Consider the following 25,213-nt stretch of genomic DNA (forward strand, 5'->3'; position numbering starts at 1 on the left):
GAAATGACCTGCTTATTCGCACCTTCCTTAAACGAGTGGTTAAGCCAGATCAGTGGCTGTACATAACGTTTAGGTTAACCCTGGTGACGGGTAATGACGCGGTCGCCTTGGGCGATCTTTCCGGCAAAACCTGCTGGCATGCCCACGAAGATACTCTTAGACATCCGCCCCCAATTTTATGCTGGTATTATGGGAGTAACCGCTGCTCGTCACGCCCGGTTCACCCCGTGCAGCGATGTGCTTTTTATTAGCTAAATGCGCGCGTAATAATAAAAATAATTTCTTCAGCTTTATTCATTTTCAGAATTATCGCACAAGGTCTTACCTTAATCTGAAATGGCTGAGGGATAGTTGTTTTTGAAAACTTATACCCCGTATTATTTGATAATCATCTTTATCTCTGAAAAGGTCGTGTATGAGTAATTTTCTGCTATTAGCCCTGGCGGTGGTGTTATTGTTAACATCATTATTTTGTGGTCTGTCATATGTTAAAGACAGAAGGAAGCTTAAGATGCGTTTTAACAAAACCCGGCGTTAATGGGTTGCTATTGAGGATAGCGCAAGAGCGATGGCCGAGAATCGCGCCAGCTCTTGCTTAGTATCAATCTGGAATTTTTTCATGATGTTTATTTTGTGTGAAAAAACCGTCTTATGGCTGATGCCCAGCTCTTGCGCTATCTGTTGATTGTTCATTCCCGTTTTTATCGCATCGATAATATAAAGCTGCGATTTGGTCAATGTTAGTCGCGGGCATTTAAGGCAGCGTCTGCTGTCTTTTTCCGCCCCCCCAGCGACGGGTTTACTTAATGCCGTCAGACGGTTTGCAATTTGCTTTTTAATGCTGCTGAGATCGGCGTTGATACTGATAAAACAGGCATCACGCAGACAAAGCGGCAAACGGTCAACCCGGGCACAGCTGTCGCTGGGGACAAAAACAAAGACAGGCGTCTGTTGCGGTATCTTCTTGAAGTACGGGTGACACAGGTAATGTTCACCGGTTTCCATTTCCGTAAAAAGCACATCAGTCTGGCTAATGATGTCAGATGAATATTCGTGAAGGGAAAAGGGCGTACAGATATTTTCTTCGATTGCGATCTCGATCAGTAGCTCGCAAATTCCCCGTTTCAGATAAATATTTTCAGTGTTAATTAAAAAATCAGGCATAGTGATGATGAACGCGAAATGGATTAAGGTTGATAAAATTCTTTGAAGCAAATTTGTTTTGCGAATATGGTCTTAGGATATTTCTAATAACAAACAAAAGCAATAAGTCCAAAATTGGACTTATTGCTGTGCGGATGATATAAGATTTTTAAAATCAGTGAGTTACGTATATGAGTCGCATAGAAGTTGTCGGCAATTTGGCACAAACTGCTTAAATTGCTTATATTGCATGCGTTAATTCTGGTCTCAAATATATTAATCAAAGTAATTTATTCACTGTGTGAATTGCTATTTCAAAAATACGTTGTGCAGGCGCGGATCCTCGATGAGATCGCGCCTGAGCGAAGCCAGGAGTTGTCTTTGACAAAAAGGGAGCGAGGTATTGTCCCGCCGCTGCGGAGGGTGAACAGCAACGGCGTACAAAAGAATCAGTTATCGGGGTTGTTGGAAATGCCTTTCCAGACCATCCCCAGGCCGATCAACATCGACGCGAAGAGGGCGAACAGGGTGGTGGAGATAAAAATACCGGTCATGGTGGTGCCTCAGAAAGTGCGTATGCAGGTTATTAGGCACGGGACGGCGAGAAAGGTTCCTTGCAGGGCTGACTATTTTTCCGTCAGGGTTTGCCGGCTGATGCCAGCAAGGTAATGGCTTGTCAGCGCGCCTCGGGCGGCGGAGCGAGCCGCTGGTGAGGAACGCGCTTATCACTGCAGTCGTAAAGGGCAAAACGGACGGTGGGGGTGGTGGCGCGGTCCGGGCGTTGACATCCCTTTGAACAAGTTATATATACATGTCGCTTCTGTTTATTGAATGTTAAACAGCATCAGTTATGGGACTCAGAAGCGCCACTGCCCCCGCCGTCGGGCGGGGGTCACTCTGCCACCCGGCCTGGTTATTTTTTCCTGTGGCGAGTGATAAAAAATTTTATTTTCGCTCTTGAAAAATGCACTGCAGATATTATTTTATATAGCGGACAAGCAATGCTTGCCTTTATGTTGAGCTTTTGAATGGATATTCAGGAGGTTAATTATGGCACTCAAAACCTTGTCAGCACTCCCTGTTTTCGCTGATTCTCTTTTTGCCGATCGTTTCAACCGCATTGACCGTCTTTTCAGCCAGTTAACTGGCGATACGCCGGTGGGCGCCTTGCCGGCCTATGATTTGCAGAAAATAGATGACAGTAATTTCCTGCTCAGCGTCAGCGTGCCCGGCTGGAAAGATGAGGAACTGGAAATAGAGACCGTCGGCGGTAATCTGCATATTACCGGCAAACGTGCAGAAACTGATTCCGGGACCGACGGTAGCCAGCGCTGGATATATAAAGGCATCCGCCGCGCTGATTTCCAGCTGAGTTTCTCGCTTCCTGAACATGCCCAGATTAATCAGGCACAGCTGGATAGTGGGATCTTAAAGGTGACTATCCATCAGGAGATCCCGGAAAGCGAAAAACCGCGCAAAATTGCCATTGAGAGTCACGGCCGGGTGATTGAACACAAGGTCTGATTCGGCGACAGTTCAGACGAGTATTCGCTAAGGCCCGCGCTGCGGGCCTTTATTTTTCCATCCAAACTGACGCGATCGGTCTACTGCCGACGAGAGAAATCGATATGCTATTCTTTTAACTGGCGCGATGCTGCTGTTATTCCTTTGATATTTTGCGAGGGGTCTGAATGACAGACGAGATGAGTTACGATGCAAAACCGACCTCAGCGCTGACGGCGGAAGTGGCTCAGATGCTGGTTGCGCGGGGCTGGCGGCTAACCACGGCAGAGTCCTGCACCGGGGGCAATCTGGCGGCGGCGCTCTGTGCTCAGGCGGATACCGCGGCGTTTTATGATACCGGCGTCGTCACTTTCAGCGATGAAGCCAAACGAAACGTGCTGCAGGTTCGTGCGGAAACCCTGGCGGTACACAGCGCCGTCAGCGAAGCGTGCGTCCAGGAGATGTCGACCGGCATTCTGGCAATGGCTGACGCCGATATCGCCATTGCCATCAGCGGCTACGCGGGACCGGAGGGCGGGGAAGATGGTACCCCCGCCGGCACGGTATGGTTTGCCTGGAATTTTCGTGGCCAGACTGAAACCAACCGGATGTGCTTTGCCGGCGACTGTGAGACCGTGGTGGCGAAAGCGGTACGATATGCCCTGGCGGCGCTGAGCGAAAAGCTTGCCCACTGGCAATGACGATGCCCGGGTGCGCGGCCTTACAGGTCCGTTGCCTGGCGCGCTACCGGCCAGCAGATCTCCCCGATGCCGTTAAGGCAGGGGCGGGAAAAGAGAAATCCCTGAAACAGGCGAATGCCTACCGACTGCAGCCAGCACCACTCCTCAATGGTTTCGACGCCCTCGGCGACCACGGTGATGCCGAGATCTTCACAGCAGCGCACGACCGAGGCGACAATCGCCTGTTTGGTGCCGCTAATATGAATATCGCGCACCAGCTCCGCATCCACTTTGATTTTATCAGGCTGAAAGCGGGTCAGGAGCGACAGACCGGAGTAACCGGCGCCAAAATCGTCGATGGCCAGTTTCATGCCGGCCACGCGCAGCGCTTTGAGTACTTTGCGGAACTGGTCGAAACAGGAGATAACCTCCGTCTCAGTCACCTCGATCAAGACCTGTTCTGGCCTGAGACCTGCCGCCAGCAGGTTGTCCATCAGCCAGCCTACGGCGTCAGGATGGTTATACAGCGAGCCCGGCAGCAGGTTGACCGCCAGCTGCTGTTTGCCGAGCGGAAGGCGGGCGGCGAGAGAGAAGGCGAACGCTTTGCTCTCAAGGTCGAAACGGTAGCGATCTTCCGCCGCAATGGCGGCAAACATTTCCACGGGTGAGCCGCCGGTTGGGCTGCGGATCAGGGCTTCAAAGGAAGAGACCCGCCTTTTGGCCGGCTCGACGATGGCCTGCAGGGCGAACTGGCAGGGCTGATCCGTCAGGTTGCGCGGCGAGGCATTGCCCACTGTGGGAGTCATCGACCAGCGAGAAGGCTGCAGAGACTCGGGCAGGCAATAGCGCCCGCCGTCGGCGATAAAGGCGCTAATCAGTCTGAACATGCGGTCATTGACCGGCTCAGTTTCACCAAAGGTGCTGAAGCGCAGGATCTCTTCTACCGCAGCATTATTCTCATGATAGCGGAGATCCAGCATCCGCATTCCGACGTCCCGAAAACGGCGATAGGCCGAGTAGTCGCGCATCAGCTCCACCACATCGCGATGTCGTGGGTCGAATTGTATTTTGCTGAATAACGACTCGAGGATCTCCTCATTTCCTTCCAGTACCTGGAAAAACTGCTGACCATTAAACAGCAGAATTCCGGTTATCCCGAGGGGCATATTTTTTCCGCTGGCGCGATGAATAAGGCCGTCAAGATCGGTCAGTGGCCGGGCTGGATCAACCTGGCTGCGGTAAATCAAGGTGGTTAGCATAGTCATTCCGTTCGCTGTAGCAGAGCCCGATGGCCTGTACAGAGCGAAAATAGGGAGGTAGGGCCATACCCTCAAGGAGGAGGCCAGCATTTTCTGACATTCAACCAACCGTGATGTCCGCTACGCGGAACGGGAGATTCACATGGTGATTCCTTTCACTCTACAGGGAATCGGATGTTTAGCTATCTTTTTCTCAATATCGTTGCTAAAAGACAATAACAGGCCATACATTTCTTCTAAAACTCGGGGGCGGAGACTGAACTTAGCGATTAAATAATGGCTGTCAGGAATTATCCTACCACGCTATGACGTGTTCTGGAAAAAAAGAAATGAGCTTGCATGGATAATATGAGGTCAATATTATCTATGTCAATCAAATTCTTTTTATTTTTCGAGGTTGTCATGGGTGATTTGCTTATTGTTTTATGTTTGATTTTTTGCCCCATTATTTTTTTGTGGAGCGGTGTTTTCTATATTAAAGAGAGGCGCAAAAGACGTTATGTCTTCCGTTCCAGAAGATAATGAGTTAGCATAATAATATTTTACGAGGTTAACGTCTGGCGAGTATCTGGACAAGATTGTTGAATTGCTGACGACTCTTTAAATGGAACTTATTCATAATGTTCTTTTTATGCGAATGGATCGTTTTGTGACTAATTTTTAGTACAGTGGCAACTTCATGCGGGCTCAGGCCAATGCTGAACGCGTAGATGACTTTGGTTTGCGCGTCGCTCAATGACTTACAGGGACAATTTATGCAGCGACGCAGACGATTAAAGGGAGAGCCATGCTGTTCCGTTAAGGGGCGTTGAATTGCATGACCTATCACCTCCTTAAGAAGATGAACGGCGGTGTGCGGGTGTATAAATACCGCATGCTTAAAACAGTTGGGTAAGTGATCGATGACGGTAACCTCTTCATCATTCAGGAAAATAAAAAGTTGATAATTCTCTGTAGCGTGCTGTAAAAGTTCATGGCATAAGTACCATTCTCCCGCCACCATTTCCGTGAATATGACATCGGCTTGTGCAATCGACGCCGGCTTCCATTGCTGAGAAAACTGATAATGCGATCGCTCGCACGCCTGCATCGTTTCATTGACCAGTTCGGCAATCGCGACCCGCAGATAGTGATTTTTTATATTGAACAAAAAATTCGTCATATAACTTCCCTGTTGGGTATTAAAATGATATCAGGATAAATTAAAACATATAATGGCAATGCGCCGAATATTTTTAGACGAGATAATCTAAGGGATGTTTTACACTAATGCAATATTCGCTGGAGAAAGTGGGATAACGGCAGATGAGCATACGAAAGTTCCTAATAAACAAAACGTTAAGCATATGTCTGTTAGGGTTTTTCACTGATAATTATTTTTTTATTTTTGCCGTGCATAAAAAGCTTAGTGCTGTCCGCCGCCTGTTGTTAAAATTAGAGGAGGAGAAGACTACAGGAAGTATGCGGTATCTATGAAGCAGGTGCTCTATTTAAAAATGCTGGCGTGGCTGGAAGATAATATCTACTGTAACCCGTCTATCGATGACCTGGCGCAGTATATGGGGTATTCGCGCCGGTTTGTCTATGAGGTGTTTTATCAGTATGGTCAGTTACCCATCGGGCAGTATATCCGGCTGCGGCGGTTGACCATCGCGGCGGTGAGTCTGCGATTAACACGGCAACCGATCGCCGCCATTGCCTGGCAGTTAAGCTATGACTCGCCGCAGACTTTTTCCCGGGAGTTTAAGAAGCGCTTCTCGCTCTCGCCACGGGAATACCGTTGCGCCGTGCACTGGGACACGGCTTTGCTGTTAAAGAAATTCGACCCGGAGGGTGAGAGCCTGCCTCAGGCCCGTTTCTGTTCACTGCCCGAGAGGGTCTATCGTGGCTCTCCAATGAAGTATGAGCTGCGCCTGTCGGATATGGTATTGCAAAGCACGTCGAAGACGGCTGTCAGACAAAAGGTTGACCGTTTTTTTACCGCCGGCGGTGGCCGTCTCTCTGTGTTATCCGATTATTATGCGGCGAGAAACAATGAGCTTAACGTCGAGGTTAACGCTTTTGTCGGTTGTCATCGGGAGCGAGGGGCGCTGCCCGCGCTAACGACGAACAGCACGTTGACGACAAGGCCTGGGCTGTATGTTGGCGTTGAATTCTATGGCAGTTGGGCGCGTTACGCCCGTTTATCCAGCGATCTGTATATGGAGTTGCTGCCAGCGCTGGGAGCAAGCCGCCGGGAGGGGGTCGACATTGAATGCTTTCTCGAGCGTCATACGGAAGGTGGGCCAGCGGCGGAAAGGCGCTATCGCGTACGCTATTTTATTCCGGTGACGCTGTCTGGTGAGGTGACAGCGCGGTCAGCGCCCGGCTAACTGACAAATGACAAATGACAAATAAAGGTGGCCCGGTGGCCACCTTTCACGAATATCACAACACAAACCACAGCAGCCAGGTGATCAGAAAGCCCGTCACCCCCATGATGGTCGTCAATACGGTCCAGGTTTTTAACCCGTCCGGCACTGAGAGCCCGAGATAGCGCGTGACGACCCAGAACCCGGCATCGTTGACGTGCGATAACCCGAGCGAGCCGAAGCAAGTCGCCAGCGTTACCAGCACCAGCTGAATCGGATCCAGCCCGATGACCGCCTGAGACAGCAGACCGGAGGTGGTGAGGATCGCCACGGTGGCCGATCCCTGCGAGGCCCGGAGTACCAGCGAGAGCAGGAAGGCGGCGGGCATCAGCGGCAGATGAATTGTCTCCAGCGCCTCGGCTAAGGCATTGCCGATGCCGGAGGCGACCAGTACGCCGCCAAAGGCGCCGCCGGCGCCGGCGACGAGGATCACGTCCGCCGACGAGGGGATCGCGCTGCCGGTGACTTCGCCCAGCTTTTTCAGGCTCATCCGCCGACGGATGCCCAGCGTCCAGCTGGCCAGGCCCAGGGAGATCAACAGGGCGACCGGTGGAGTACCAATGACGGTCATCAGCTGGCGAACCGCGTTTTCCGGCAGCAGCAGTGCCTGACACAGCGTCCCGGAAACAATCAGCATAATGGGCACCACGATCAGTCCACCGATAACCAGCGCATTCGGCGGCGGCAGACGGGTCTGCTGCGCGTTAACGGAGAGGTCCGGCACTTCAGCTGTTTGCTGCTGTTCCAGCACGTTAATCGACAGATGATAATGGCGCCGATTGATAAACCGGGCGACAAAATAACCCACGATACCAACGACTATCGATACTCCAATCCCCGCCAGCATCAGCCAGCCCACATCGCTATGCAGAATGCCTGCCGCGGCCGCTGCGCCAGGGTGGGTGGGCAGCGCGACGTGCACGGTTAACATCACTCCGGCCATCGGCAGGCCAAACTTCAGCGGCGACACGTGGGCGACTTTGCTGAAGCCGTAAATTAACGGAATGATGATGATAAAGCCGACTTCAAAAAAGACCGGCGTGCCGAGAATAAAAGCCACGATGGTTAAGGCGGCAATGGTCCGTTTTGCGCCCAGTACGCCGGTCAACGTTTTCGCCAGCGATTCGGCGCCGCCGGACATTTCAATCAGCACCCCCAGCATTGAGCCCAGAATAATAATGCTGGCGATGTGACCAAGCAGGCCGCCCATGCCTTTTTCAATGGTGGTAATAATTTTATCTGCCGGAATACCGGTGGCGAATGCCACCAGCAGGCTGACGATCAGGAGCGCCACAAAAGGATGCGCTTTCGCCTTGATCACCAACAGGAGCAACAGCACTACGCTGGCTAACGCAATAAGTAACAGCGCCGATGTCGACATAGGTTTGCCTCGGGTATTAACAGGTGTACAGAGAGTTATTTTTTTAGAAAACGGCGTTTATTTTTTCCGGTAGGGCGAGAACCACCCTAGCCCGGAAAGCGTGTCTGCTCGGGGGATATATTCGCAGCCGATCCAGCCGTCATAACCGGTTTTATCCAGTAGCGCATAGATCCACGGATAGTTTATTTCGCCCTCATCCGGTTCATGACGGTCGGGCAGGGAGGCAATCTGAATATGGCGATACTGGCCGGCATATTCGGTAATGAGATGGCTTAAATTGCCGTCCACCTTCTGCGCGTGAAACAGATCTAACTGCACCGCGACGTTTGGCCTGTCGACCCGTTTCACCATCTCCAGCGTTTGATATTGGCTGTGGTAGAGATAGCCCGGTTTGGTCTGAGGATTCAGCGCTTCGATGAGTATCCGCTTGTCGTGGCGGGCAAAGCACTCCGCCGCGTAGCGCAGATTATCGATAAGCACGGCCTCGCAGGCTGCGCGATCCATCCCCGGCTGTACCACGCCGGCCATGATATGTACCTGCGGGCAATCCAGCTGGCAGGCATACTCCAGCGCCAGCTGGATCTGCTGGCGGGCCTCGGCGCTTCTGCCTGGCACCGCGGCGAGCCCCCATTCTCCGGCCTTGACGTCGCCGGGTGGGGTATTGAACAGCACCAGCTGCAGCTGGTTCTCCTGCAGGCGCTGTTTAATTTCCCCGGCCTCATACTCATAGGGAAACAGAAACTCCACGGCTTCAAAACCCGCGCGGGCAGCGGCGGCGAACCGGTCCAGGAACGGCAGTTCGGTAAACAGCATGGTTAAATTAGCAGCAAATTTTGGCATGGTTTTATCTCAGTTCATCCACTTCGTCAGTGGTCAGGTAGCGGATCTCACGGTTGCCGAGGGTAAATATCAGCCGCGCGGTCTCTTCCAGCTCTTCGGTATTGTTGGTGGCTTCGCGCAGCGATGAGCCGGTGACCACCGGACCGTGGTTGGCCAGTAAAAAGGCGTTATAGCGGGGCGCCAGACCGGCCAGTGCCTGGGCAATACGGTCATCGCCCGGCCGGTAGTAGGGAACCACCGGGACGTCGCCGACACGCATCACCACATAGGGGGTAAAGGGACGAATACAGTTGTGCGGATCGAGCCCCTGCAGGCAGGAGAGCGCGGTCAGATAGTGGCTGTGCAAGTGGACGATCGCCTTGCAGGCCGGGTTGTGCAAATAGACCGCCCGGTGAAAAGTGACCTCTTTCGACGGTTTGTCGCCGGAGATCCATTCACCTTGCAGCGTCACCACCGACAACCGCTGCGCCTGCAGTTCGCCGAGGCAGGAGCCGGTCGGCGTCGCCAGCAGGTTGCCGTCCGGCAGCAGCAGCGACAGATTGCCGGCGGAGCCGGTGGCATAGCCGCGGCTAAACAACGAGGCGCCAATCTGCACCATTTCATCTCGCAGCTGTTGCTCAGTCATGACGAAACTCCTGCTGGGCACGGGCAAAGAAGTGGATATCACCGAAGTTACCTGACTTCAGCGCCAGGGAGAGCGGCTGGCGGGTGTCACGCACCCAGGGCACGCCGGGGGAGATGGTCGGCCCAATATGGAACGCCTCGACCCCCAGCGTCTGCGCCACAATGCTCGATGTTTCCCCTCCGGCCACAATAAACCGGGTAAATCCTTTCGCCTTCAGGGCGGCGGCAAGGGCGGCAAACAGCTGTTCCACCCGTTCGCTGCTGGCCTTGTCGCCATACTGCGCCTGGATCCGCTGCAGCGTTTGCGGCTCGGTGGTGGCATAGATCATCGGCGCCAGCGGGGCATCGCGCTGCGCGTCCACCCAGTCTGTCAGCGTCCTGACATAGCTCTCCAGATCGGTAAAGCAGGCGCTTAAGTCGACGGCGCGGGCGGGGGCCTGTTCACGATAGGCCGCCACCTGGCTGTTGGTCATCACCGAGCAGGAGCCCGAGAGCACCACCGCCGGGCCGGCCAGCGGCATGCCCGCCTGAGCGCTTTCACCCCTGGCGCCATGGCGCTGTGCCCAGTCGCGGGCGAGGCCGATGGCGAGACCGGAACCGCCGGAGACCAGCTTCATCTCTCGCAGCGCCACGCCCTGGGTGAGCAAATCCTGTTCACTGAGGGCGTCGAGCACCACATAGCGCACCGCCGGATCGCTGATTGTCGCCAGCGCGGTGGCGACCGCCTCCGGCCCCCGGGCGACAATCGGCCAGGCAATCAGCGCGGCTTTTCCGCGCCCCTGGCGCTCAATTAAGCGGCCCAGGTGCGCATCCTCCATCGGCGTCACCGGATGGTGGCGCATCCCGGACTCATTCAGCAGTTGCTCGCCGACAAACAGATACCCCTGATAGACCGTGCGGCCGTTCACCGGCAACGCCGGGGAAATCACCGTCCGCGTTTCACCCAGCTCGGCCAGCAGAGCATCCAGCACCGGGCCAATGTTGCCCTGCGCGGTGCTGTCGAACGTGGAACAGTACTTGAAGTAGAATTGCTGACAGCCCTGGGCCTGCAGCCAGCGCAGCGCGGCCAGCGACTGGCTGACGGCCATTTCCACCGCGCAGGAGCGGGTTTTCAGGCTGATGACCACCGCCTCGCTGGTCAGCGGAAGATCGCGGGTCGGTACGCCATTCAGTTGCACCGTCGGCATGCCGTTGCGCACGAGAAAGCTGGCGATATCCGTGGCGCCGGTGAAGTCATCGGCAATGACACCAAGCTGCATGTTATCTCTCCTCACTGTTTGTGGCCCGGCAGGGTGATGCCGTTGAAAATCTTGATCACCGCGCTGTCATCTTCCCGGCCGAATCCGGCATTGCTGGCGGAGGTGAACATATTTAACGCGGTGGTGGCGAGCGGCAGCGGGAAGGTCAGCGCCCGGGCGGTGTCATTCACCAGACCGAGATCTTTGACAAAAATATCGACGGCGGATTTTGGCGAGTAATCGCCATCCAGGACGTGCTGCATGCGATTCTCAAACATCCAGGAATTACCCGCCGCGTGCGTCACCACGTCATACATCGTCTCCAGCGGGATCCCGGCGCGGGCGGCAAGCGCCATCGCTTCGGCGGCAACAGCGATATGCACCCCAGCCAGCAGCTGATGAATAATCTTTACCGTCGAGCCAAGGCCGATGTCGCTGCCGATGCGGTAGACTTTGCCGGCCACGGCGTCCAGTACCGGCGCGAGGCGGGCAAAGGCGGCATCGCTTCCGGAGGCCATCACCGTCATGTCGCCAGCGGCCGCTTTCACTGCGCCGCCCGATACCGGCGCGTCAAGCATCAATAGCTGGTATTCCTCCAGCGCCACGGCTATCGCCTGGGCATCGGCGGAGGCGATGGTGGAGGACACCATCACGACGGTGCCGGGCTTCAGATGGGCGGCGAGGCCGGTTTCGCCGAACAGGATCCCCCGTACCTGGGCGGCATTGACCACCAATAGCAAGACCGCATCCAGGTCAGCGGCGAAAGGCACCGCGCTGGGTCCCGCGCCTTTGGCGCCCGCCGCCAGCAGTGCGCGACAGTTGTCGGGGTTGATGTCAACGCCCCAGGTGTTCAGGCCCGCCTGCAGGCAGGCGCGGGCGGCGCCCATGCCCATTGAACCCAGTCCAATCACGCAGATGTTAGTGTGTGCAGCCATGATGGTCTCCTTGTGAATATTCGTTAATTAATGTGATTTAATGATAGAATAAAGCGTTATCATGTGAATTTATGTGAGAGCTGTCACGAATAACCTACATGAATATAAAAAATTCACAGGCGGAAAGAGGCTGCACAACGGCGATTCTTGCCCTAAAATAGCGTAAAAACAGCGGCAAAGCGCGATAACAACACAGGGTGTCGCCAGGTCCGCAGCCCGAGTGGTGACGCCTGGTGTGAAAAAATGGTAAGGGGAGAGCGGTGATTCCAATAGAACGACATCAGCGTATTTTAGCCCTGGTGGAGCAGCGTGGGGCGGTAAGCATCAATGAGCTGACGGAGATCCTCGGCGTGTCCCATATGACCATCCGTCGGGACGTCAGTAAACTGGAGGAACAGGGGCTGCTGGTCAGCGTCTCAGGCGGCGTGCGCGCCGTCAGCCGGCTGGCCACGGAACCCAGTCATCTGGTGAAAAGCACGCTGCAGAGCGAGGAGAAACAGGCGATTGGCGCGCTGGCGGCGAGTCACATCGCCAAAAACAGCTGTATCTATCTGGATGCCGGGACCACTACCCTGGCGCTGGCGCGGGCGATCCTCGACCGGGATGATCTGCAGGTGGTGACCAATGATTTTGAGATAACCCAACTGCTGATCGATGCCAGCCAGTGCGGCGTGATCCACACCGGCGGCACGCTGTGCCGGGAGAATCGCTCCTGCGTGGGCGAATCGGCGGCGCGAACGTTACGCCACCTGGCTATCGATACGGCCTTTATCTCCGCCAGCGGCTGGGACAGCCGCGGTATTTTCACCCCTGATGAGAACAAGGTTACCGTCAAGGAGACCGTCAGCCAGGTCAGCGCGAGAAGCATCCTGCTGTGCGACAGTTCGAAATACAATCAGGTGGCCACCTTTATGGCGTTACCCTTGACCCGGTTCACCACTATTATTACCGATCGGCATCTGTCCGATGCCGCCGCCAGTCATATCGCCCGGCACGCCTGCGAGGTGCTGCGGGCCAGCTAACGCACGGTACCGCCGGGTTAGCGTTGCCAGTGCTCGATCAGCGCTGCGCCGATCCCGGCGATATGTTGATTACGCTCGGCCATACTCGCCGGGGTATCCCGCAGATAGATCACCACAATGCGCTCCGGTTTGCCGTCCGGGCCGAGCAGGGCGACAATGCCGCGCGCACCCCGTTCGCCAGCCCCGGTTTTGTCGGCGATAAACCAGCCCGGCGGCAGCACGGCGCGGATCAGCGGGCCGGCAACCCGATCGTCCACCATCCACTGCAGGAGTTGCTGTTGCGAACGGGCGCTCAGATGCTGCGCGGTCAGTAGTTTGCGCAGCGTGGCGGCCATGCTGGCCGGGGTGGTGGTGTCGCGCGCGTCGCCGGGAAGCGCCTCATTCAGTGCCGTTTCCCAGCGGTCAAGACGGGTGACGTTGTCACCGATCTGGCGCAGAAAGGCAGTTAATCCCGCGGGGCCGCCGACGGTGGCCAGCAGCAGATTGCCAGCGCTGTTATCGCTCAGGGTGATGGCGGCGGCGCAGAGTTCGCCGATCGTCATCCCGTCGGTAAGGTGTTTTTCGCTGACCGGGGAGTAGTCCACCAGATCCTGCTGGCGGTAGTGGATCCGCCGATCCAGTTGTTCGAGCCCGGCATCCACCCGCGCCAGCACCGCGCCGCACAGCAGCACTTTAAAGGTGCTCACCATGGGAAAGCGTTCATCGGCGCGCCAGGCCGCCAGCGTGCGGCCGCTGGCCAGATCCATTTCCACCATCCCCACGCGGCCCGACAGCTGGCTTTCGCTTTGTTTAATCTGCTCAAGCGGCTGTGGACCGGCGTATACCGCCAGTGGCAGGGTGGCTAACAGGGAGATAACACACAGGCGAACATAACGCATAACCGCAATACTTCCTTGAGTGAGGGCCGATAAAGGCGAGCAAAGGAGCGACAAATAAGAATAACCCGGCGTTTTGCTGATTCACAATTCCTCTTTTTTCCTTCATCATTTGTCATCTTTTATTTCGAATAATCAATATTTAGCCCAGCCTCAGCACGCTATTTTTTGACTCAAGGCCGCGATGAACTATAAGAAAGTACGTAATGCCGCACTCAGGCTGGCGCCGTTTGTTGACGACAATGCCCGCCGGACTCCGCGGTTCGCCAATGATATACGCCATCCCGGGAGGAACTGGTGCACCCGATAATTAAGGTCATGCTGGTGGGAGGTAAGGCCGACGGGCTGTTGGTCAGCGTCGCCGATGACGCGACCGAGGTCTCGGTGACGCCTGCTCAGTACGGTGCCCCATCCGGGCAACCGCTGAGCTATCGTATTGTCAGTCAAACCATTGACGATGAACGCTATTATTTTGGCGTCTTCAGTGAAGCCCATCAGGATAGCGACAAGCTGACGCGGGTCGCCCTGACCCGTGGAATGAAAAAAATGTTCTGTTAAACCCTGCCCGAATGAGGGCGTGAGAGGGTATCCCTGGCGCCGCTCTGCTACTGTGGCAGCCTTCTATTTCCAGGGCAGGACCCATGATGATTCAGTACATCCGTATTCAAAACTTTCGCTCGGTCAGGGATATCGCGCTGGAGCTCGGGCCGCTGAACATTGTCTTCGGCCCCAACGGCTGCGGCAAATCCAATATTTATAACGCTATCCACCTGCTGACCGCCGCCGCTGACGGCAGGCTGTCGGGGTTTATCAGCGAAGAGGGCGGTCTGGAGAATATGATGTGGTCCGGGGAGCGTTCGCCCGTTGATCGTCATCCCCGCCGTCTGCAGATCGCCTGCCGGACCGACAGCTTCGATTATGAGCTGCAGATAGGTTTCCCGGAAAAATTGCCCTATCCGACGCAGTTCATGCTCGATCCCATCGTTAAAGAAGAGAATATCTGGCTGGCTGGCTACTCCCGCCGGCCTTCCTCCCGCATACTGCAGCGTAAGAATCAGGCGGCGTTTCTCGTCGATGTGACGGGGGAGAAAAGTACGTTCACTGAGAGCATCTATGAAAACGAGTCGGTGTTCGGTCAGCTCGGCGAACCGCATCGTTTTCCCGAGGTGTCGCGAGTGCGGGAAACCCTGCGCCGCTGGCGGTTTTATCATGAATTCGCTATCGGCCGCCATTCGCCGCTGCGTCAGCCGGCCGTGGGGTACCGTTCGCCAGTGCTCGACAGCGATGGCCATAATCTGGCGGCCGCCTTTCAGACCATTGTCGAGATCGGCGCGGAAGAGATTTTGCACGAGATCCTCGCCGACGCCTTTCCTGGCTGCCAGTTTTACTGTGAAAACGAGCAGTCACGTTTCGCCCTGAAAATGCGTCGCGAGGGGATCCGCCGCCCGCTGCTGGCGGCGGAGATGTCTGACGGTACGCTGCGCTTTTTGTGCCTCGCCGTTGCGCTGCTCAGCCCGCGCCCGCCGGCCTTTCTGGCGATCAATGAACCGGAGAACAGCCTGCATCGCGACATGTTGCCCGCGCTGGCCCGGCTGATTATCGAGGCCTCGCGCTACAGCCAGATCTGGCTGACCAGCCACTCGGCAGAGCTGGCGGAGCTGATTGCCGCCGGGGCGCCTTGTCAGCGCTATGCCCTGGAGAATCGCGGCGGGGAGACGCGGATTGCCGAGTGAATCCCGTCGTCCCTGACGGGAGCCGGAGTCAGGCGGGGGTCTGCGTCCCCGCTGCTGGCAGCAGATTTTTCCCGCCCCGTAAGGTAAAGAACGAGAGCAGGGTGAAGCTCAGGGTGATACACCCGAGGATCAAATAAGCCTGATGGAAGCCGACGGTGTCGTACATCCGGCCGACCCAGGCGGAAAGCACCACCCCGGAAAGCTGTTTCGACAGGTTAAAGCCGATCAGAAACAGGGTGGCCGAGAGCCGCGGGTTAAAGGCGGAGGAGATATATTTAAAGGTCCCGACCAGCAGGAAGGGGATCTCAAACATATGCAGCATCTTGAGGATCACCACCTCCACCGCCGATGAGGCAAAAGACGACCCGAGAATACGCACCGACATGATTATCCCCGCCGTCAGCAGGGCGTTTTTGGCGCCGATGCGGTTAACGATGGCCGGGGCGCAGAACATAATTAGCGCGTTGAGCAGCTCGCCGCCAGTGGTAACAAAGCCAAACACTTCGGTACCACGCTGCGGGCTGGCGAAAAAGCTTTTGAAAAAGTTGGCGAACTGCTGGTCAAACACGTCGTAGACGCTGGCGACGCCCACCACATAGATAATAAAGCCCCAGAAGCGCGGCATACGCAGCAGCTCTGCCGCCGTGCGCAGCGAAAAGGCCTGGCGATTGGCGCCCAGCGCTTCGATAACCTCGGCGCTGTTGCTGCTTTCCGGTCGCGACAACCAGAGCAGCAGACCGAGCACCAGCGCAAAACCGGAGGCGATCCAGAAGGTGATGTTGGGATCGATGCCGAACAGCACGCCGGTTATCGAGGCGCACAGCGCCCAGCCGACGCAGCCTGCGACCCGCACTTTGCCATATTCAAAGCGGTTGGCCCGGCTGACGCGCTCGATATAGGCTTCCACCGCCCCGGAGCCGCTGGAGAAAACAATCCCCAGATAGATCCCGCCCGCCAGCGCCCCGGCGATGATATTCATTTGCAGCAGCGGTGAAAAAACGAAAATAAAGAACGGTGCGAACAGAATTAACAGCACCGTAATAGTCCACAGCAGATGTTTGCGCAGGCCGAGCTTATCCGACATCAGGCCAAACACCGGCTGAAAAATAATGGCGAATAACGAAATAGACGAGAAAACGATCCCGGTTTCCGTTTTGGTTAAATGGTTAACGTCCGCCAGCCACACCGGAAAAAACGGAAAGTAGGCCGACATAATGAAATAGTAAAAGAAAAAGAACAGCAGGAAATAGACAAAATTATGCCGTTCTCGTGGCGCCAGTTCAGAGAATTTCATCACCATGATCCCTTGTTATTCTGTTTGTAGGGTGGGGGCTGTCGCCCCCACGGATTAAAGGCAACGCAATGAGACCTCGTACTGCCAGCGCGTTTGGCTCAGGAGCCACTGCGGTAGCACGCTGGGGGTCCAGGAGTCATCGCCGCCCACCCCCATATGCAGGCCGTCGAGGGTGATCCACACGCCGTCTTCGGCCTGCATCTTGTGCCAGTGGTCGGTCTCCATCAGCTGACGGGTACTCCACGGCTGAACGGAGAAGTGGAAATGACCGCTGACGTGCCAGCGTCCCCAGTCCAGCGCCTGGGTATCACAGCGCAGGCCGTTTTCCGTCGGGAAGATGTAGGGCGTCGTCATCGCCGCCAGCGGCTGCTCCCAGCGGGCGAAGCAGGCGCTGCTCCGCCGGTCGGGGTAGTTCTCATGCGGCCCCAGCCCCAGCCAGCTCACCGGCGCCTGCTGATCCGCCACCTGGAAGTGCAGCCCGACCCGCGGCAGCGGCGGCAGGGTTTCTGCCCGTTCGCCGTCCACCGCCAGCCGCAGCGTACCGTCCGCGGTGAAGTGCATGCGCCAGTGGCTGACAATCACTACCTCTTCGCCGCGCAGATAGTGCCAGCGACAGTCGACGAGGGTTTCATTTGCCAGGCGCTGCGCATCGCACTGGACGCAGTGCGCCTCAAGATCGTACAGGCCGGCGCTTTTCCAGCGCTCCACCCAGGCGTTGGGGTCGATACGCTCTACTTCGCTGACCCCGATGTCGTTGTCGAGCGGCGCGCGAATAAACTGGTCACGCAGGGGGGGCAACAGCTGCTCCTGACCGCCAACCGACCAGCGGCTCAGCAGACCCGTCCGGCGATCGATGGTCCAGCATTGCGAACCGGCGCGGATCTGCCAGACCTCGTCGCTGACGATAAGATCCGGAGCGCCGGCAGGCACGGTGGGCGCCGGCAGCGCCAGCGGGGCGGGCAGGGGAAACTGTTGCCAGGCGACGCGGTGTTCCGCTTCTGACCAGGCGGTCGCCCGGGGCTGGGTCACCTCCAGCGTCAGCCACACCGCGCGGGCGCCTTCAGGCAGGATCAGGCTGTCGAGCAGCGTTATCTCGTCGCTGCCCTCAGGGGGCAGCGCAAGGGTCAGGTTGCCGTGATACAGGGTTTCACCGGCCGACTGCACCTGCCAGCGCACCACTTCGTTATCGGTTGGACGGAACAGGTATTCGCTGGTGATGCGCACCCGCAGCGGCGAGGTCGACAGCAGCGTGAACTGAAAATACTGCTGGGCGTGCTTCGCCTCCACCAGCGACGGATGCGGCGTGCGATCGGGAAACACCAGACCATTCATACAGAACTGGCGATCGTTAGGCTTATCGCCAAAGTCGCCGCCATAGGCCCAGCCGACGCTGCCGTCGTCAAAGATTTTGCGGATCGCCTGATCGGCCCAGTCCCAGATAAACCCGCCCTGTAATCGCGGATACTCGCGGAAGGCCTGCCAGTAATCGGCGAAGTTGCCGAGGCTGTTGCCCATCGCGTGGGCATATTCGCAAAGGATCAGCGGCCGCTGCTCGCCGGGCAGGCTGATCCATTTTTTGATCCCCCATTTGGGTACCGCCGGGATCGGCTGGTCGCGTTCGACGCGGGCGTACATCGGACAGATAATATCGGTGGCGGTGGTATCCGCGCCGCCGCCCTCGTACTGCACCGGACGGCTCGGGTCGTTGCGTTTCAGCCAGTGGTACAGCGCTTCGTGGTTACCGCCGCCGCCGGACTCGTTGCCCAGCGACCAGATGATAATGCACGGATGGTTGCGGTTGCTCTGTACCATCCGGGTGACGCGGGCGCTGAAGGCTGGCAGCCACGCCGGATCGTCGGACAGCCGATTCATCGGCACCATCCCGTGGGTTTCAATATTGGCTTCATCGACCACGTACAGACCGTAGCGGTTGCAGAGTTCATACCAGCGCGGCGCGTTGGGGTAGTGCGAGCAGCGCACGGCGTTAAAGTTGTTCTGCTTCATCAACAGAATGTCCTGCACCATATCCGCCTCGGTGACCACCTGACCGCGCAAATGATGATGCTCATGGCGGTTAACGCCGCGGATCAGCAGCGGTTTGCCGTTGAGACGCAGCAGGCCATCGACAATCTCGATGCGGCGAAAACCGATGTCCCATGCTTCGGCCTCCAGCAGTTCGTCGCCACGCCACAGGGTGACCACGGCGCGATAACAGTTTGGAGTTTCCGCGCTCCAGTGCGCCGGCGTCGTCACCGCCAGAGCAAAATCGACTCGTTCCGCGTAGTGGCCGCGTTCATCCACCGCCGGGGTGCCTAACGGCTGCCGCCCGGCGGCGACCTGCTCCTCGCCGCGCCACAGGCTAACCCCGACGCTGAGCCCGGCAAGGGCCGCCTCTGTCGCTTCGACGGTCGCCTGGACCTGTAGAGTGCCATCGCGGTAGAGGGCGTCGAGGGCTGGCGTCAACTGCACGTCGCATAGCCGTTGCTGCGGCTTATTCAGCAGCCACACCGAGCGGAAAATGCCGCTCATCCGCCACATATCCTGGTCTTCCAGCCAGCTGCCGGCGCTCCAGCGCATGACCATCACGCACAGGCGGTTGTCGCCCGGGCGCAGGAAGGGGCTGAGATCGAACGCTGCCGGCAGGCGACTGTCCTGCGAATAGCCGACCCAGACGCCATTGCACCACAGATGAAACGCCGAGTTGACGCCATCGAAAATAATCTGCGTTTGCCCGTTCTCGCGCCATGTGTCCTCAACCGTAAAGTGCAGGGAATAACAGCCGGTCGGGTTATCCTCCGGCACCCGCGGTGGCGTGGTATCGATGGGATAGCGGACGTTGGTGTAGATCGGCGCGTCATAGCCCTCCATCTGCCAGTTGGAAGGCACTGGCGTGCCGCGGCTGTCCGGCAGATCCTGCGTCAGCCACTGCGCATCAACGGCAAACGGGCTGCGGGCGTAAGCGAACTGCCACTCGCCGTCCAGTTGACGACGGCGTGTGGAGGGATGGTTATCCCGGGCGGCAAGCTCATCGCGCCAGCTGGCGAAAGCGGGATGCGCCGGCAGGCGGTTAAGGTGGGTAATGGTCTGGTTCTGCCAGTCTTCACGGGCGAGGACGGCGTGAAAGTCGGGCGTGCGGCTGTGGCCGGTATCGCTAATTTGCATTTTAATCCCCGGTAAGTCAGAAAATGTCGTTCGCTAAACAGGATGATTAACGTTATCGGGTAATTTGTTTTTTCCAGCAATCACGCTGGAAATGAAATGAACAGACGATCACGAAAGCGAGGGCAAAACGCTGTTTTTTTGTCGCGCGTTAAACATAAAATGTTAGCGCACGACATTGTTATCGCTGAGGAGAAAAGATGCCGCGTCGTACCGCAACCCTTGAGGACGTCGCCCGCGCGGCGGGTGTGTCCCAACAGACGGTCTCCCGGGTGCTGAACCGTCCTGAGGTGGTGTCAGCCCGCACCCGGGAGCAGGTGATCCGCGCGATGCAGACGCTGCACTACGTGCCTAACCGCTCGGCGCAGCTGCTTGCCGGCAAGGCAGCGCCCTCCATCGGGCTGATTACCGCCTCGCTGACGCTGCATGCCCCCTCGCAGATCGCCGCCGCGATAAAAAGCCATGCCAGCCTGCATCAGCTGGAAGTGGCGATAGCGATGCCGACGCAGGCCGATTTTGTCGCGCTGCAGGCGCGGCTGGATGAGCTGCGCGCCCAGCATATTCGCGGGGTGATCGTCAGTCTGCCCCTGGAGAGCGCCACCGCCGAGCGGCTGGTGCAAGAGAACCCGGATATGGCCTGCCTGTTTCTTGACGTCTCCCCGGAGGCCGATGTCTGCTGCGTGCGCTTCGACCACCGCGACGGCTGCGGAGCCTGCGTACGCCACCTGTGGGAGCTGGGGCATCGCGAATTCGGCCTGCTGGCGGGGCCGGAAAGTTCGGTTTCCGCCCGTCTGCGCCTCGCCAGCTGGCGCGAGGCGCTGCACAGTCTGAATATCGCTCGCTCAACAACGGTGTTCGGCGACTGGAGCGCCGCCAGCGGCTGGCAAAAAACGTTCGAGCTGCTGCATCTGCAGCCGCGGATCAGCGCGATTGTGGTGGCGAACGATCAAATGGCGCTCGGCGTGCTCAGCGCGCTCGCCCAGCTTAATCGCAGCGGTAGCCGGGCGGTATCGGTGACCGGCTATGACGACACCGCCGACAGTCTCTACTTCCAGCCGCCGCTCACCACGGTGGCGCAGGACTTCGATCTGCTGGGCAAGCGGGCGGTGGAACGGCTGATCGCCCTGATGGCGGCCCCGCAGCTGCGGATCCGCGAGCTGCTGCCGACCCGGCTTATTGTGCGCCAGTCGGCCTGGCCCGCCGCCGTCGCGGAGGATCAGCAGCAGACCCTCGCGCAACTGAAAGCGCTGGTGGAAAAACTTTAGCGCAGGCCGTTGAGGCTTTATTGAGGTTGACTCTGTTAACCTCGTCATCAAACGTAGAGAGGTCAGGATTATCTGTCTGCGAAAAATGCAAAACACAATCTATCCATGCAAGCATTGATTTACCGCCAGTCATATGGCGGTTTTTTTTTGCCGTCGCCCGCCTCTACCGTTTTCTTCCGTTCGCCTTTCCGCCTGGCATATCCTGCCGCGGCATGCTAGATCTTGCTTCCGGGGCTCCATCCGGGAGACGACGGGAGGCAAGGGTATGATGGTGATAGAGGGTAAAGAGGCGATCGCGCGGGTGGACTGGCAGCGGGTGCGAACCATTATCGCCGAGGCCGGATTGAATGAGCGCGATGTTCAGCAACTGCAGCAGGCGTTCCGCCAGAGCACCTTCTGCTGGTTTGGCTATGAGAACGGCCAGTTGATTGCCGTGGCGCGAGCCATCAGCGATTGCACCTGGAGCAGCTATCTGGCGGATGTGGCGATCGTCCCCGAACGTCAGGGGCAGGGTTACGGGCAACAGCTGATGCTGGCCATCCGGGAGCAGTTGCTTCCCTTTGGCAAAATTTTTATCTATGCGGTCGCCGATAAAATTACGTTTTATCAGCGCTTTGGTTTTGCCATGCTGACCACCGGCATGGTCTGCGCCAGCGAGGAGGGCATGCAGAAAATGCAGGAGCAGGGCTATATCCGTCGGCCCTGAAAGCAGGCGCTCAGGAACGCCTGGCTTAAACGTGTAAACCAGGCGCAGGCTGTCAGAGGGGGCGTTCGAGCACGAAAAGATACGCTTCCCGCGACCAGAACAAAGCGGTGCGGCGGCGCTCCACCGACATGGTTTTCACTTCCCATCCTTCACGGGTATAGCTGCTGAGAAACTGGCTCATCTTGTCAGGGTCCGCCTTGGCTTCGCCAAAAAACAGGCTGCCCAGCAGCCCCTCTTTATAGATCACTACCCGACACTCTTTCTTCATCATCGACCCTCCTGGCGACCCGTTTACTGTGGCCGTCTATTGTCCGTTGCCGCGACGATTTTGCAATCGGAGAAGTAGCAAACTGTTTCCGGTACTGCAGCGGACTGAGCGCGAAGTGCTGGCGAAAATGGTGACGCAGGGTGCCGGCGCTGGCAAACCCGCAGCGCTCAGCGATCTGATCGATGGACATCGTGCTCTCCGTCAGGTGCTGGCGGGCGCGCAGCAGCCGCTCGTCCAGCAGCCAGCGGGCGGGTGTTTTACCGGTGGCCTCCTCAAAGCGGCGCAGGAAAGTGCGTGGTCCCATGCCGGCGCGCTGGGCGAGGGAAGCGACGGTATGGCTGGCGGCAAGATGCTGGTGCAGATAGTCAAACAGCTGCCCAAGGCGCTGGCTCTCCCGGCTGCGGGCTACCGGGCGCAGGACCTGCTGCGCCTGACCGCCGTCGCGATGGGGAGAGACTACCAGGCGGCGGGCGACGACGTTGGCGGCTTCGCTGCCGAAATCCTCGCGCACCAGATGCAGACAAAGGTCGATCCCCGCCGCGCTGCCGGCGGAAGTCATCAGCAAAGCATCGCCCACGTAGAGCACATCTTCCACCACCTGGATCTGCGGGAAACGCGACTGCAGCGCCGCGGTGTAGCGCCAGTGGGTCGTTGCCTGGCGGCCATTGAGCAGCCCGGCGGCGGCGAGAACGAACACCCCGGAACAGATGGAAATAATCCGGCATCCGCGGGCGTGGGCGGCAACGAGGGCGGCGCACAGCGCCTCGGGGACCGGGGCGTCGACACCGCGCCAGCCGGGGACCACAATCGTATCCGCCTGGGCGAGAAGTTCAGGCCCGCCGTCAGTCATCAGGCGGATGCCGCCGGTAGCGCACAGCGGCCCTTCATCGACGGCGGCGACGGCAAAGTGGTACCAGTTGTCACCCATTTCCGGGCGCGGCAGGCCGAAGATCTCCACGGCTACGCCAAACTCAAAGGTGCACAGGCCATCGTAGGCGAGGGCGACCACCTGATGACGTGACGGTGTCACAGAAGGGGTTGTCAGGATGTTAGCGTTTTCTGTCATGGTTGTCGGCAGATCAGGGTGATGGGCGTCAGTAAAGTAGTGTTATCACAGACAAGGAGAAGACGCCATGAGTGTAGTAACCCAATTTCCCCCTGCCGCTTCCGCTGAGGCTATCCGTTGGTTCCGCCATAAGCTGCATCTTGAGACCGACTGCGCCGATGTGCACAGCGCCCAGCGTGCCGGCGAGGTCGACTTTGTCCTGCTGCACGTGGTCGGCAGCGAGGAAGCCTTCGCCAGACGTCACTTGCCAGGCGCGCAGCATCTCCCGCACAGCCAGATCACCGCCGAGCGAATGGCCGCCTGGCCGGCGGAGACCCTCTTTGTGGTCTACTGCGCCGGGCCGCACTGCAACGGTGCTGACGTTGCCGCGCTGAAGCTGGCTGAGCTCGGGCGGCCGGTGAAAATGATGCTCGGCGGACTCACCGGCTGGGAAGATGAGGGCTATGCGTTTGTTTCCGGTAAATGAAAATATTTCATGTACCATGAAATATTCTCGTTTGCGACCCACCACTCTGCATGCCAGTATCTGGACATATAGCCATCCAGAAGTCTAAAAATTCAAATAATGAACTATCACGGTGGGCAACTAACGCGCCCACCGCTAAGGAGACAGCATGCAACGTCAACAGGCCCCGTTCCGCGCAGACATCGTCGGCAGTTTTTTGCGCCCGGACAGCATTAAACAGGCGCGTCAGCAGCTGGCTGAGGGGATTATCGACGCCGGTCAGCTACGCGAAATTGAGAATAACGCGATCCGTCATCTGGTTCAGCAGCAATGCGACTGCGGCCTGCATGTGGTCACCGACGGTGAGTTTCGGCGCGCATGGTGGCATTTCGATTTCTTCGATGGCCTGCAGGGCGTTGAACGTTACGATGTCGAGCAGGGGATCCAGTTTAACGGCGTGCAGACCAAAGCGCACGGCGTTCGCGTCACCGGCAAGCTGGCGTTTGGCGACCACCCGATGCTGGAGGACTTCCGCTATCTGAAAAGCATCAGCGGCGACGCGCAGCCGAAGATGACCATTCCCAGCCCGAGCGTGCTGCACTTCCGCGGCGGGCGGAAAGATATTGATGCCACCGTTTACCCGGATCTTAGCGACTACTTCGACGATCTGGCCACCACCTGGCGCGACGCGATCCGCGCGTTTTATGACGCCGGCTGCCGCTATCTGCAGCTGGACGATACCGTGTGGGCCTACCTGTGCTCCGATGCCCAGCGTCAGCAGGTACGCGAGCGCGGCGACGATCCGGATGCGCTGGCGCGCATTTATGCCCGGGTGCTGAACCAGGCGCTGGAAGGTAAGCCGGCCGATCTGACGGTGGGCCTGCACGTCTGTCGGGGTAACTTCCGTTCAACCTGGATCTCGGAAGGCGGTTACGAGCCGGTGGCCGAGGTGCTGTTTGGCGGCGTCAATGTCGATGCCTTCTTCCTTGAGTACGACAACGACCGCTCCGGGGATTTCGCGCCGCTGCGCTTTATTCGTCCTGGCCATCAGCAGGTGGTTCTCGGACTGATCACCACCAAAAATGGCGAGCTGGAGAATCCGCAGGGGGTGAAAGCGCGTCTCGCTGAGGCCGCGCAGTATGTGCCGCTCGAGCAGATTTGCCTGAGTCCGCAGTGCGGTTTCGCCTCTACGGAAGAGGGCAATGCCCTCAGCGAAGACCAGCAGTGGCAAAAAGTCCGACTGGTGACGTCGATCGCCGCCGACGTCTGGTAATAACTTTCTTAGCGCAGCGTTGCACCGTGATGAGGCAACGCTGCCGTCCCCACCGTCTCCGCCGCCCACCTGTCCCGCATCCTGCTGTTTTCA

At 57.8% G+C, this 25,213-nt stretch carries 26 protein-coding genes and 2 pseudogenes; 13 read left to right on the plus strand and 15 right to left on the minus strand.

Going from position 1 to position 25,213, the window contains the following annotated elements:
• Positions 1 to 415: 415 nt before the first annotated feature.
• Entirely contained in the window at positions 416 to 538 is a 123-nt protein-coding gene (locus tag HMPREF3096_RS31895; RefSeq protein ID WP_012541799.1) for a small membrane protein, read from the plus strand.
• On the opposite strand, the gene HMPREF3096_RS14330 is transcribed toward HMPREF3096_RS31895, so the two are convergent.
• Positions 535 to 1,164, minus strand: a complete 630-nt coding sequence (locus HMPREF3096_RS14330) for a helix-turn-helix transcriptional regulator (protein WP_012968289.1) — start codon at positions 1,162 to 1,164, stop codon at positions 535 to 537. The two genes, HMPREF3096_RS31895 and HMPREF3096_RS14330, sit on opposite strands and share 4 nt — an antisense overlap.
• 428 nt (positions 1,165 to 1,592) lie before the next feature.
• On the minus strand, positions 1,593 to 1,688 hold the full coding sequence (locus HMPREF3096_RS31780) for a YnaM/YnfT family protein (protein ID WP_272482055.1): 96 nt from the start codon (positions 1,686 to 1,688) through the stop codon (positions 1,593 to 1,595).
• On the opposite strand from HMPREF3096_RS31780, the pseudogene HMPREF3096_RS30920 reads away from it, so the two are divergent.
• The 3 genes and pseudogenes from HMPREF3096_RS30920 to HMPREF3096_RS14340 all read left to right on the plus strand — a co-directional run.
• Positions 1,648 to 1,740 (plus strand): annotated as a pseudogene (locus HMPREF3096_RS30920) (hypothetical protein); the annotation flags it as partial. The gene HMPREF3096_RS31780 and the pseudogene HMPREF3096_RS30920 sit on opposite strands and share 41 nt — an antisense overlap.
• A gap of 453 nt (positions 1,741 to 2,193) precedes the next feature.
• Positions 2,194 to 2,667 (plus strand): Hsp20 family protein, encoded by a 474-nt coding sequence (locus HMPREF3096_RS14335; RefSeq protein ID WP_012968287.1) that lies wholly within the window; start codon positions 2,194 to 2,196, stop codon positions 2,665 to 2,667.
• Positions 2,668 to 2,834: 167 nt separating this feature from the next.
• The gene (locus tag HMPREF3096_RS14340; protein WP_022065602.1) at positions 2,835 to 3,347 is read left to right on the plus strand and encodes a 2-oxo-tetronate isomerase; all 513 of its coding nucleotides are present in this window, start codon (positions 2,835 to 2,837) and stop codon (positions 3,345 to 3,347) included.
• A gap of 20 nt (positions 3,348 to 3,367) precedes the next feature.
• On the opposite strand, the gene HMPREF3096_RS14345 is transcribed toward HMPREF3096_RS14340, so the two are convergent.
• Positions 3,368 to 4,585 (minus strand): diguanylate phosphodiesterase, encoded by a 1,218-nt coding sequence (locus HMPREF3096_RS14345; protein WP_048293463.1) that lies wholly within the window; start codon positions 4,583 to 4,585, stop codon positions 3,368 to 3,370.
• A 402-nt stretch (positions 4,586 to 4,987) separates the two neighbouring features.
• Between HMPREF3096_RS14345 and HMPREF3096_RS29355 the strand changes: the two genes are divergently transcribed.
• Positions 4,988 to 5,107: a small membrane protein gene (locus tag HMPREF3096_RS29355; RefSeq protein WP_139560771.1), complete on the plus strand. Its 120-nt coding sequence runs from the start codon at positions 4,988 to 4,990 to the stop codon at positions 5,105 to 5,107.
• Between the two features lie 28 nt (positions 5,108 to 5,135).
• Here HMPREF3096_RS29355 and kbvR read toward each other — a convergent pair whose 3' ends face one another.
• Positions 5,136 to 5,747: a LuxR family transcriptional regulator KbvR gene (gene kbvR, locus HMPREF3096_RS14350; RefSeq protein ID WP_008804989.1), complete on the minus strand. Its 612-nt coding sequence runs from the start codon at positions 5,745 to 5,747 to the stop codon at positions 5,136 to 5,138.
• A 310-nt stretch (positions 5,748 to 6,057) separates the two neighbouring features.
• On the opposite strand from kbvR, the gene HMPREF3096_RS14355 reads away from it, so the two are divergent.
• Entirely contained in the window at positions 6,058 to 6,957 is a 900-nt protein-coding gene (locus tag HMPREF3096_RS14355; protein ID WP_048293464.1) for a helix-turn-helix domain-containing protein, read from the plus strand.
• A gap of 55 nt (positions 6,958 to 7,012) precedes the next feature.
• On the opposite strand, the gene HMPREF3096_RS14360 is transcribed toward HMPREF3096_RS14355, so the two are convergent.
• From HMPREF3096_RS14360 to ltnD, 5 genes are read right to left on the minus strand one after another with little or no spacing between them, the layout of a single operon-like run.
• Positions 7,013 to 8,377 (minus strand): GntP family transporter, encoded by a 1,365-nt coding sequence (locus tag HMPREF3096_RS14360; protein WP_008804987.1) that lies wholly within the window; start codon positions 8,375 to 8,377, stop codon positions 7,013 to 7,015.
• A 57-nt stretch (positions 8,378 to 8,434) separates the two neighbouring features.
• Entirely contained in the window at positions 8,435 to 9,217 is a 783-nt protein-coding gene (locus tag HMPREF3096_RS14365) for an HPr family phosphocarrier protein (RefSeq protein ID WP_032730290.1), read from the minus strand.
• A 4-nt stretch (positions 9,218 to 9,221) separates the two neighbouring features.
• Positions 9,222 to 9,842, minus strand: a complete 621-nt coding sequence (locus tag HMPREF3096_RS14370; protein WP_012541792.1) for a 3-oxo-tetronate 4-phosphate decarboxylase — start codon at positions 9,840 to 9,842, stop codon at positions 9,222 to 9,224.
• On the minus strand, positions 9,835 to 11,100 hold the full coding sequence (gene otnK / locus HMPREF3096_RS14375; RefSeq protein WP_032730293.1) for a 3-oxo-tetronate kinase: 1,266 nt from the start codon (positions 11,098 to 11,100) through the stop codon (positions 9,835 to 9,837). The genes HMPREF3096_RS14370 and otnK overlap by 8 nt, the downstream gene beginning before the upstream one ends.
• 11 nt (positions 11,101 to 11,111) lie before the next feature.
• A complete protein-coding gene (ltnD, locus tag HMPREF3096_RS14380) occupies positions 11,112 to 12,014 on the minus strand; it encodes an L-threonate dehydrogenase (RefSeq protein WP_070544510.1) in 903 nt (300 codons plus the stop codon).
• A gap of 260 nt (positions 12,015 to 12,274) precedes the next feature.
• Here ltnD and HMPREF3096_RS14385 point away from each other — a divergent pair, with 260 nt between their 5' ends.
• On the plus strand, positions 12,275 to 13,036 hold the full coding sequence (locus tag HMPREF3096_RS14385; protein WP_032730296.1) for a DeoR/GlpR family DNA-binding transcription regulator: 762 nt from the start codon (positions 12,275 to 12,277) through the stop codon (positions 13,034 to 13,036).
• Positions 13,037 to 13,053: 17 nt separating this feature from the next.
• Here HMPREF3096_RS14385 and HMPREF3096_RS14390 read toward each other — a convergent pair whose 3' ends face one another.
• A complete protein-coding gene (locus tag HMPREF3096_RS14390; protein ID WP_023297577.1) occupies positions 13,054 to 13,914 on the minus strand; it encodes a class A beta-lactamase LEN-16 in 861 nt (286 codons plus the stop codon).
• Positions 13,915 to 14,208: 294 nt separating this feature from the next.
• Between HMPREF3096_RS14390 and HMPREF3096_RS14395 the strand changes: the two genes are divergently transcribed.
• Together HMPREF3096_RS14395 and HMPREF3096_RS14400 are read left to right on the plus strand one after the other, a co-directional pair.
• On the plus strand, positions 14,209 to 14,469 hold the full coding sequence (locus tag HMPREF3096_RS14395) for a hypothetical protein (RefSeq protein WP_008804980.1): 261 nt from the start codon (positions 14,209 to 14,211) through the stop codon (positions 14,467 to 14,469).
• Positions 14,470 to 14,555: 86 nt separating this feature from the next.
• The gene (locus tag HMPREF3096_RS14400) at positions 14,556 to 15,644 is read left to right on the plus strand and encodes an AAA family ATPase (RefSeq protein ID WP_032730299.1); all 1,089 of its coding nucleotides are present in this window, start codon (positions 14,556 to 14,558) and stop codon (positions 15,642 to 15,644) included.
• A 28-nt stretch (positions 15,645 to 15,672) separates the two neighbouring features.
• Here HMPREF3096_RS14400 and HMPREF3096_RS14405 read toward each other — a convergent pair whose 3' ends face one another.
• Both HMPREF3096_RS14405 and HMPREF3096_RS14410 read right to left on the minus strand, forming a co-directional pair.
• Entirely contained in the window at positions 15,673 to 16,938 is a 1,266-nt protein-coding gene (locus HMPREF3096_RS14405; RefSeq protein WP_032730301.1) for an MFS transporter, read from the minus strand.
• 54 nt (positions 16,939 to 16,992) lie between these two features.
• Positions 16,993 to 20,100: a beta-galactosidase gene (locus tag HMPREF3096_RS14410; RefSeq protein WP_070544511.1), complete on the minus strand. Its 3,108-nt coding sequence runs from the start codon at positions 20,098 to 20,100 to the stop codon at positions 16,993 to 16,995.
• A gap of 197 nt (positions 20,101 to 20,297) precedes the next feature.
• Here HMPREF3096_RS14410 and HMPREF3096_RS14415 point away from each other — a divergent pair, with 197 nt between their 5' ends.
• The gene (locus tag HMPREF3096_RS14415) at positions 20,298 to 21,362 is read left to right on the plus strand and encodes a LacI family DNA-binding transcriptional regulator (RefSeq protein ID WP_070544512.1); all 1,065 of its coding nucleotides are present in this window, start codon (positions 20,298 to 20,300) and stop codon (positions 21,360 to 21,362) included.
• A gap of 7 nt (positions 21,363 to 21,369) precedes the next feature.
• Here the strand turns inward: HMPREF3096_RS14415 and HMPREF3096_RS31785 are convergent.
• A pseudogene (locus tag HMPREF3096_RS31785) lies at positions 21,370 to 21,563 on the minus strand (hypothetical protein); the annotation flags it as partial.
• 64 nt (positions 21,564 to 21,627) lie between these two features.
• Here HMPREF3096_RS31785 and HMPREF3096_RS14420 point away from each other — a divergent pair.
• Complete coding sequence (locus tag HMPREF3096_RS14420; RefSeq protein WP_023322576.1) at positions 21,628 to 22,068, plus strand: GNAT family N-acetyltransferase; 441 nt, start codon at positions 21,628 to 21,630, stop codon at positions 22,066 to 22,068.
• Between the two features lie 52 nt (positions 22,069 to 22,120).
• Here HMPREF3096_RS14420 and HMPREF3096_RS14425 read toward each other — a convergent pair whose 3' ends face one another.
• Together HMPREF3096_RS14425 and ftrA are read right to left on the minus strand one after the other, a co-directional pair.
• Complete coding sequence (locus tag HMPREF3096_RS14425) at positions 22,121 to 22,336, minus strand: DUF4177 domain-containing protein (RefSeq protein ID WP_004205985.1); 216 nt, start codon at positions 22,334 to 22,336, stop codon at positions 22,121 to 22,123.
• Positions 22,305 to 23,402, minus strand: coding sequence for a transcriptional regulator FtrA (gene ftrA / locus HMPREF3096_RS14430; protein ID WP_032730305.1), 1,098 nt, complete (start codon positions 23,400 to 23,402; stop codon positions 22,305 to 22,307). Before ftrA ends, HMPREF3096_RS14425 begins: the two co-directional genes overlap by 32 nt.
• 67 nt (positions 23,403 to 23,469) lie before the next feature.
• On the opposite strand from ftrA, the gene HMPREF3096_RS14435 reads away from it, so the two are divergent.
• Both HMPREF3096_RS14435 and HMPREF3096_RS14440 read left to right on the plus strand, forming a co-directional pair.
• The gene (locus HMPREF3096_RS14435; protein ID WP_012541783.1) at positions 23,470 to 23,868 is read left to right on the plus strand and encodes a rhodanese-like domain-containing protein; all 399 of its coding nucleotides are present in this window, start codon (positions 23,470 to 23,472) and stop codon (positions 23,866 to 23,868) included.
• 148 nt (positions 23,869 to 24,016) lie between these two features.
• On the plus strand, positions 24,017 to 25,120 hold the full coding sequence (locus HMPREF3096_RS14440) for a cobalamin-independent methionine synthase II family protein (RefSeq protein ID WP_070544513.1): 1,104 nt from the start codon (positions 24,017 to 24,019) through the stop codon (positions 25,118 to 25,120).
• The last annotated feature ends 93 nt before the right edge of the window (positions 25,121 to 25,213 follow it).

Source organism: Klebsiella sp. HMSC25G12, assembly GCF_001807705.1.
Taxonomy (GTDB): Bacteria; Pseudomonadota; Gammaproteobacteria; order Enterobacterales; family Enterobacteriaceae; genus Klebsiella; species Klebsiella variicola.

Coding starts and splice junctions, on each gene's coding strand:
- HMPREF3096_RS14370 (WP_012541792.1), bottom strand. CDS start 9,842: ATGACTGAGCAACAGCTGCGAGATGAAATGGTGCAGATTGGCGCCTCG.
- HMPREF3096_RS14400 (WP_032730299.1), top strand. CDS start 14,556: ATGATTCAGTACATCCGTATTCAAAACTTTCGCTCGGTCAGGGATATC.
- ftrA (WP_032730305.1), bottom strand. CDS start 23,402: ATGACAGAAAACGCTAACATCCTGACAACCCCTTCTGTGACACCGTCA.
- HMPREF3096_RS14425 (WP_004205985.1), bottom strand. CDS start 22,336: ATGAAGAAAGAGTGTCGGGTAGTGATCTATAAAGAGGGGCTGCTGGGC.
- HMPREF3096_RS31895 (WP_012541799.1), top strand. CDS start 416: ATGAGTAATTTTCTGCTATTAGCCCTGGCGGTGGTGTTATTGTTAACA.
- HMPREF3096_RS14340 (WP_022065602.1), top strand. CDS start 2,835: ATGACAGACGAGATGAGTTACGATGCAAAACCGACCTCAGCGCTGACG.
- HMPREF3096_RS14365 (WP_032730290.1), bottom strand. CDS start 9,217: ATGCCAAAATTTGCTGCTAATTTAACCATGCTGTTTACCGAACTGCCG.
- HMPREF3096_RS14440 (WP_070544513.1), top strand. CDS start 24,017: ATGCAACGTCAACAGGCCCCGTTCCGCGCAGACATCGTCGGCAGTTTT.
- HMPREF3096_RS29355 (WP_139560771.1), top strand. CDS start 4,988: ATGGGTGATTTGCTTATTGTTTTATGTTTGATTTTTTGCCCCATTATT.
- HMPREF3096_RS14355 (WP_048293464.1), top strand. CDS start 6,058: ATGAAGCAGGTGCTCTATTTAAAAATGCTGGCGTGGCTGGAAGATAAT.
- HMPREF3096_RS14415 (WP_070544512.1), top strand. CDS start 20,298: ATGCCGCGTCGTACCGCAACCCTTGAGGACGTCGCCCGCGCGGCGGGT.
- ltnD (WP_070544510.1), bottom strand. CDS start 12,014: ATGGCTGCACACACTAACATCTGCGTGATTGGACTGGGTTCAATGGGC.
- otnK (WP_032730293.1), bottom strand. CDS start 11,100: ATGCAGCTTGGTGTCATTGCCGATGACTTCACCGGCGCCACGGATATC.
- HMPREF3096_RS14330 (WP_012968289.1), bottom strand. CDS start 1,164: ATGCCTGATTTTTTAATTAACACTGAAAATATTTATCTGAAACGGGGA.
- kbvR (WP_008804989.1), bottom strand. CDS start 5,747: ATGACGAATTTTTTGTTCAATATAAAAAATCACTATCTGCGGGTCGCG.
- HMPREF3096_RS14410 (WP_070544511.1), bottom strand. CDS start 20,100: ATGCAAATTAGCGATACCGGCCACAGCCGCACGCCCGACTTTCACGCC.
- HMPREF3096_RS14345 (WP_048293463.1), bottom strand. CDS start 4,585: ATGCTAACCACCTTGATTTACCGCAGCCAGGTTGATCCAGCCCGGCCA.
- HMPREF3096_RS14360 (WP_008804987.1), bottom strand. CDS start 8,377: ATGTCGACATCGGCGCTGTTACTTATTGCGTTAGCCAGCGTAGTGCTG.
- HMPREF3096_RS14405 (WP_032730301.1), bottom strand. CDS start 16,938: ATGAAATTCTCTGAACTGGCGCCACGAGAACGGCATAATTTTGTCTAT.
- HMPREF3096_RS14420 (WP_023322576.1), top strand. CDS start 21,628: ATGATGGTGATAGAGGGTAAAGAGGCGATCGCGCGGGTGGACTGGCAG.
- HMPREF3096_RS14335 (WP_012968287.1), top strand. CDS start 2,194: ATGGCACTCAAAACCTTGTCAGCACTCCCTGTTTTCGCTGATTCTCTT.
- HMPREF3096_RS14390 (WP_023297577.1), bottom strand. CDS start 13,914: ATGCGTTATGTTCGCCTGTGTGTTATCTCCCTGTTAGCCACCCTGCCA.
- HMPREF3096_RS14435 (WP_012541783.1), top strand. CDS start 23,470: ATGAGTGTAGTAACCCAATTTCCCCCTGCCGCTTCCGCTGAGGCTATC.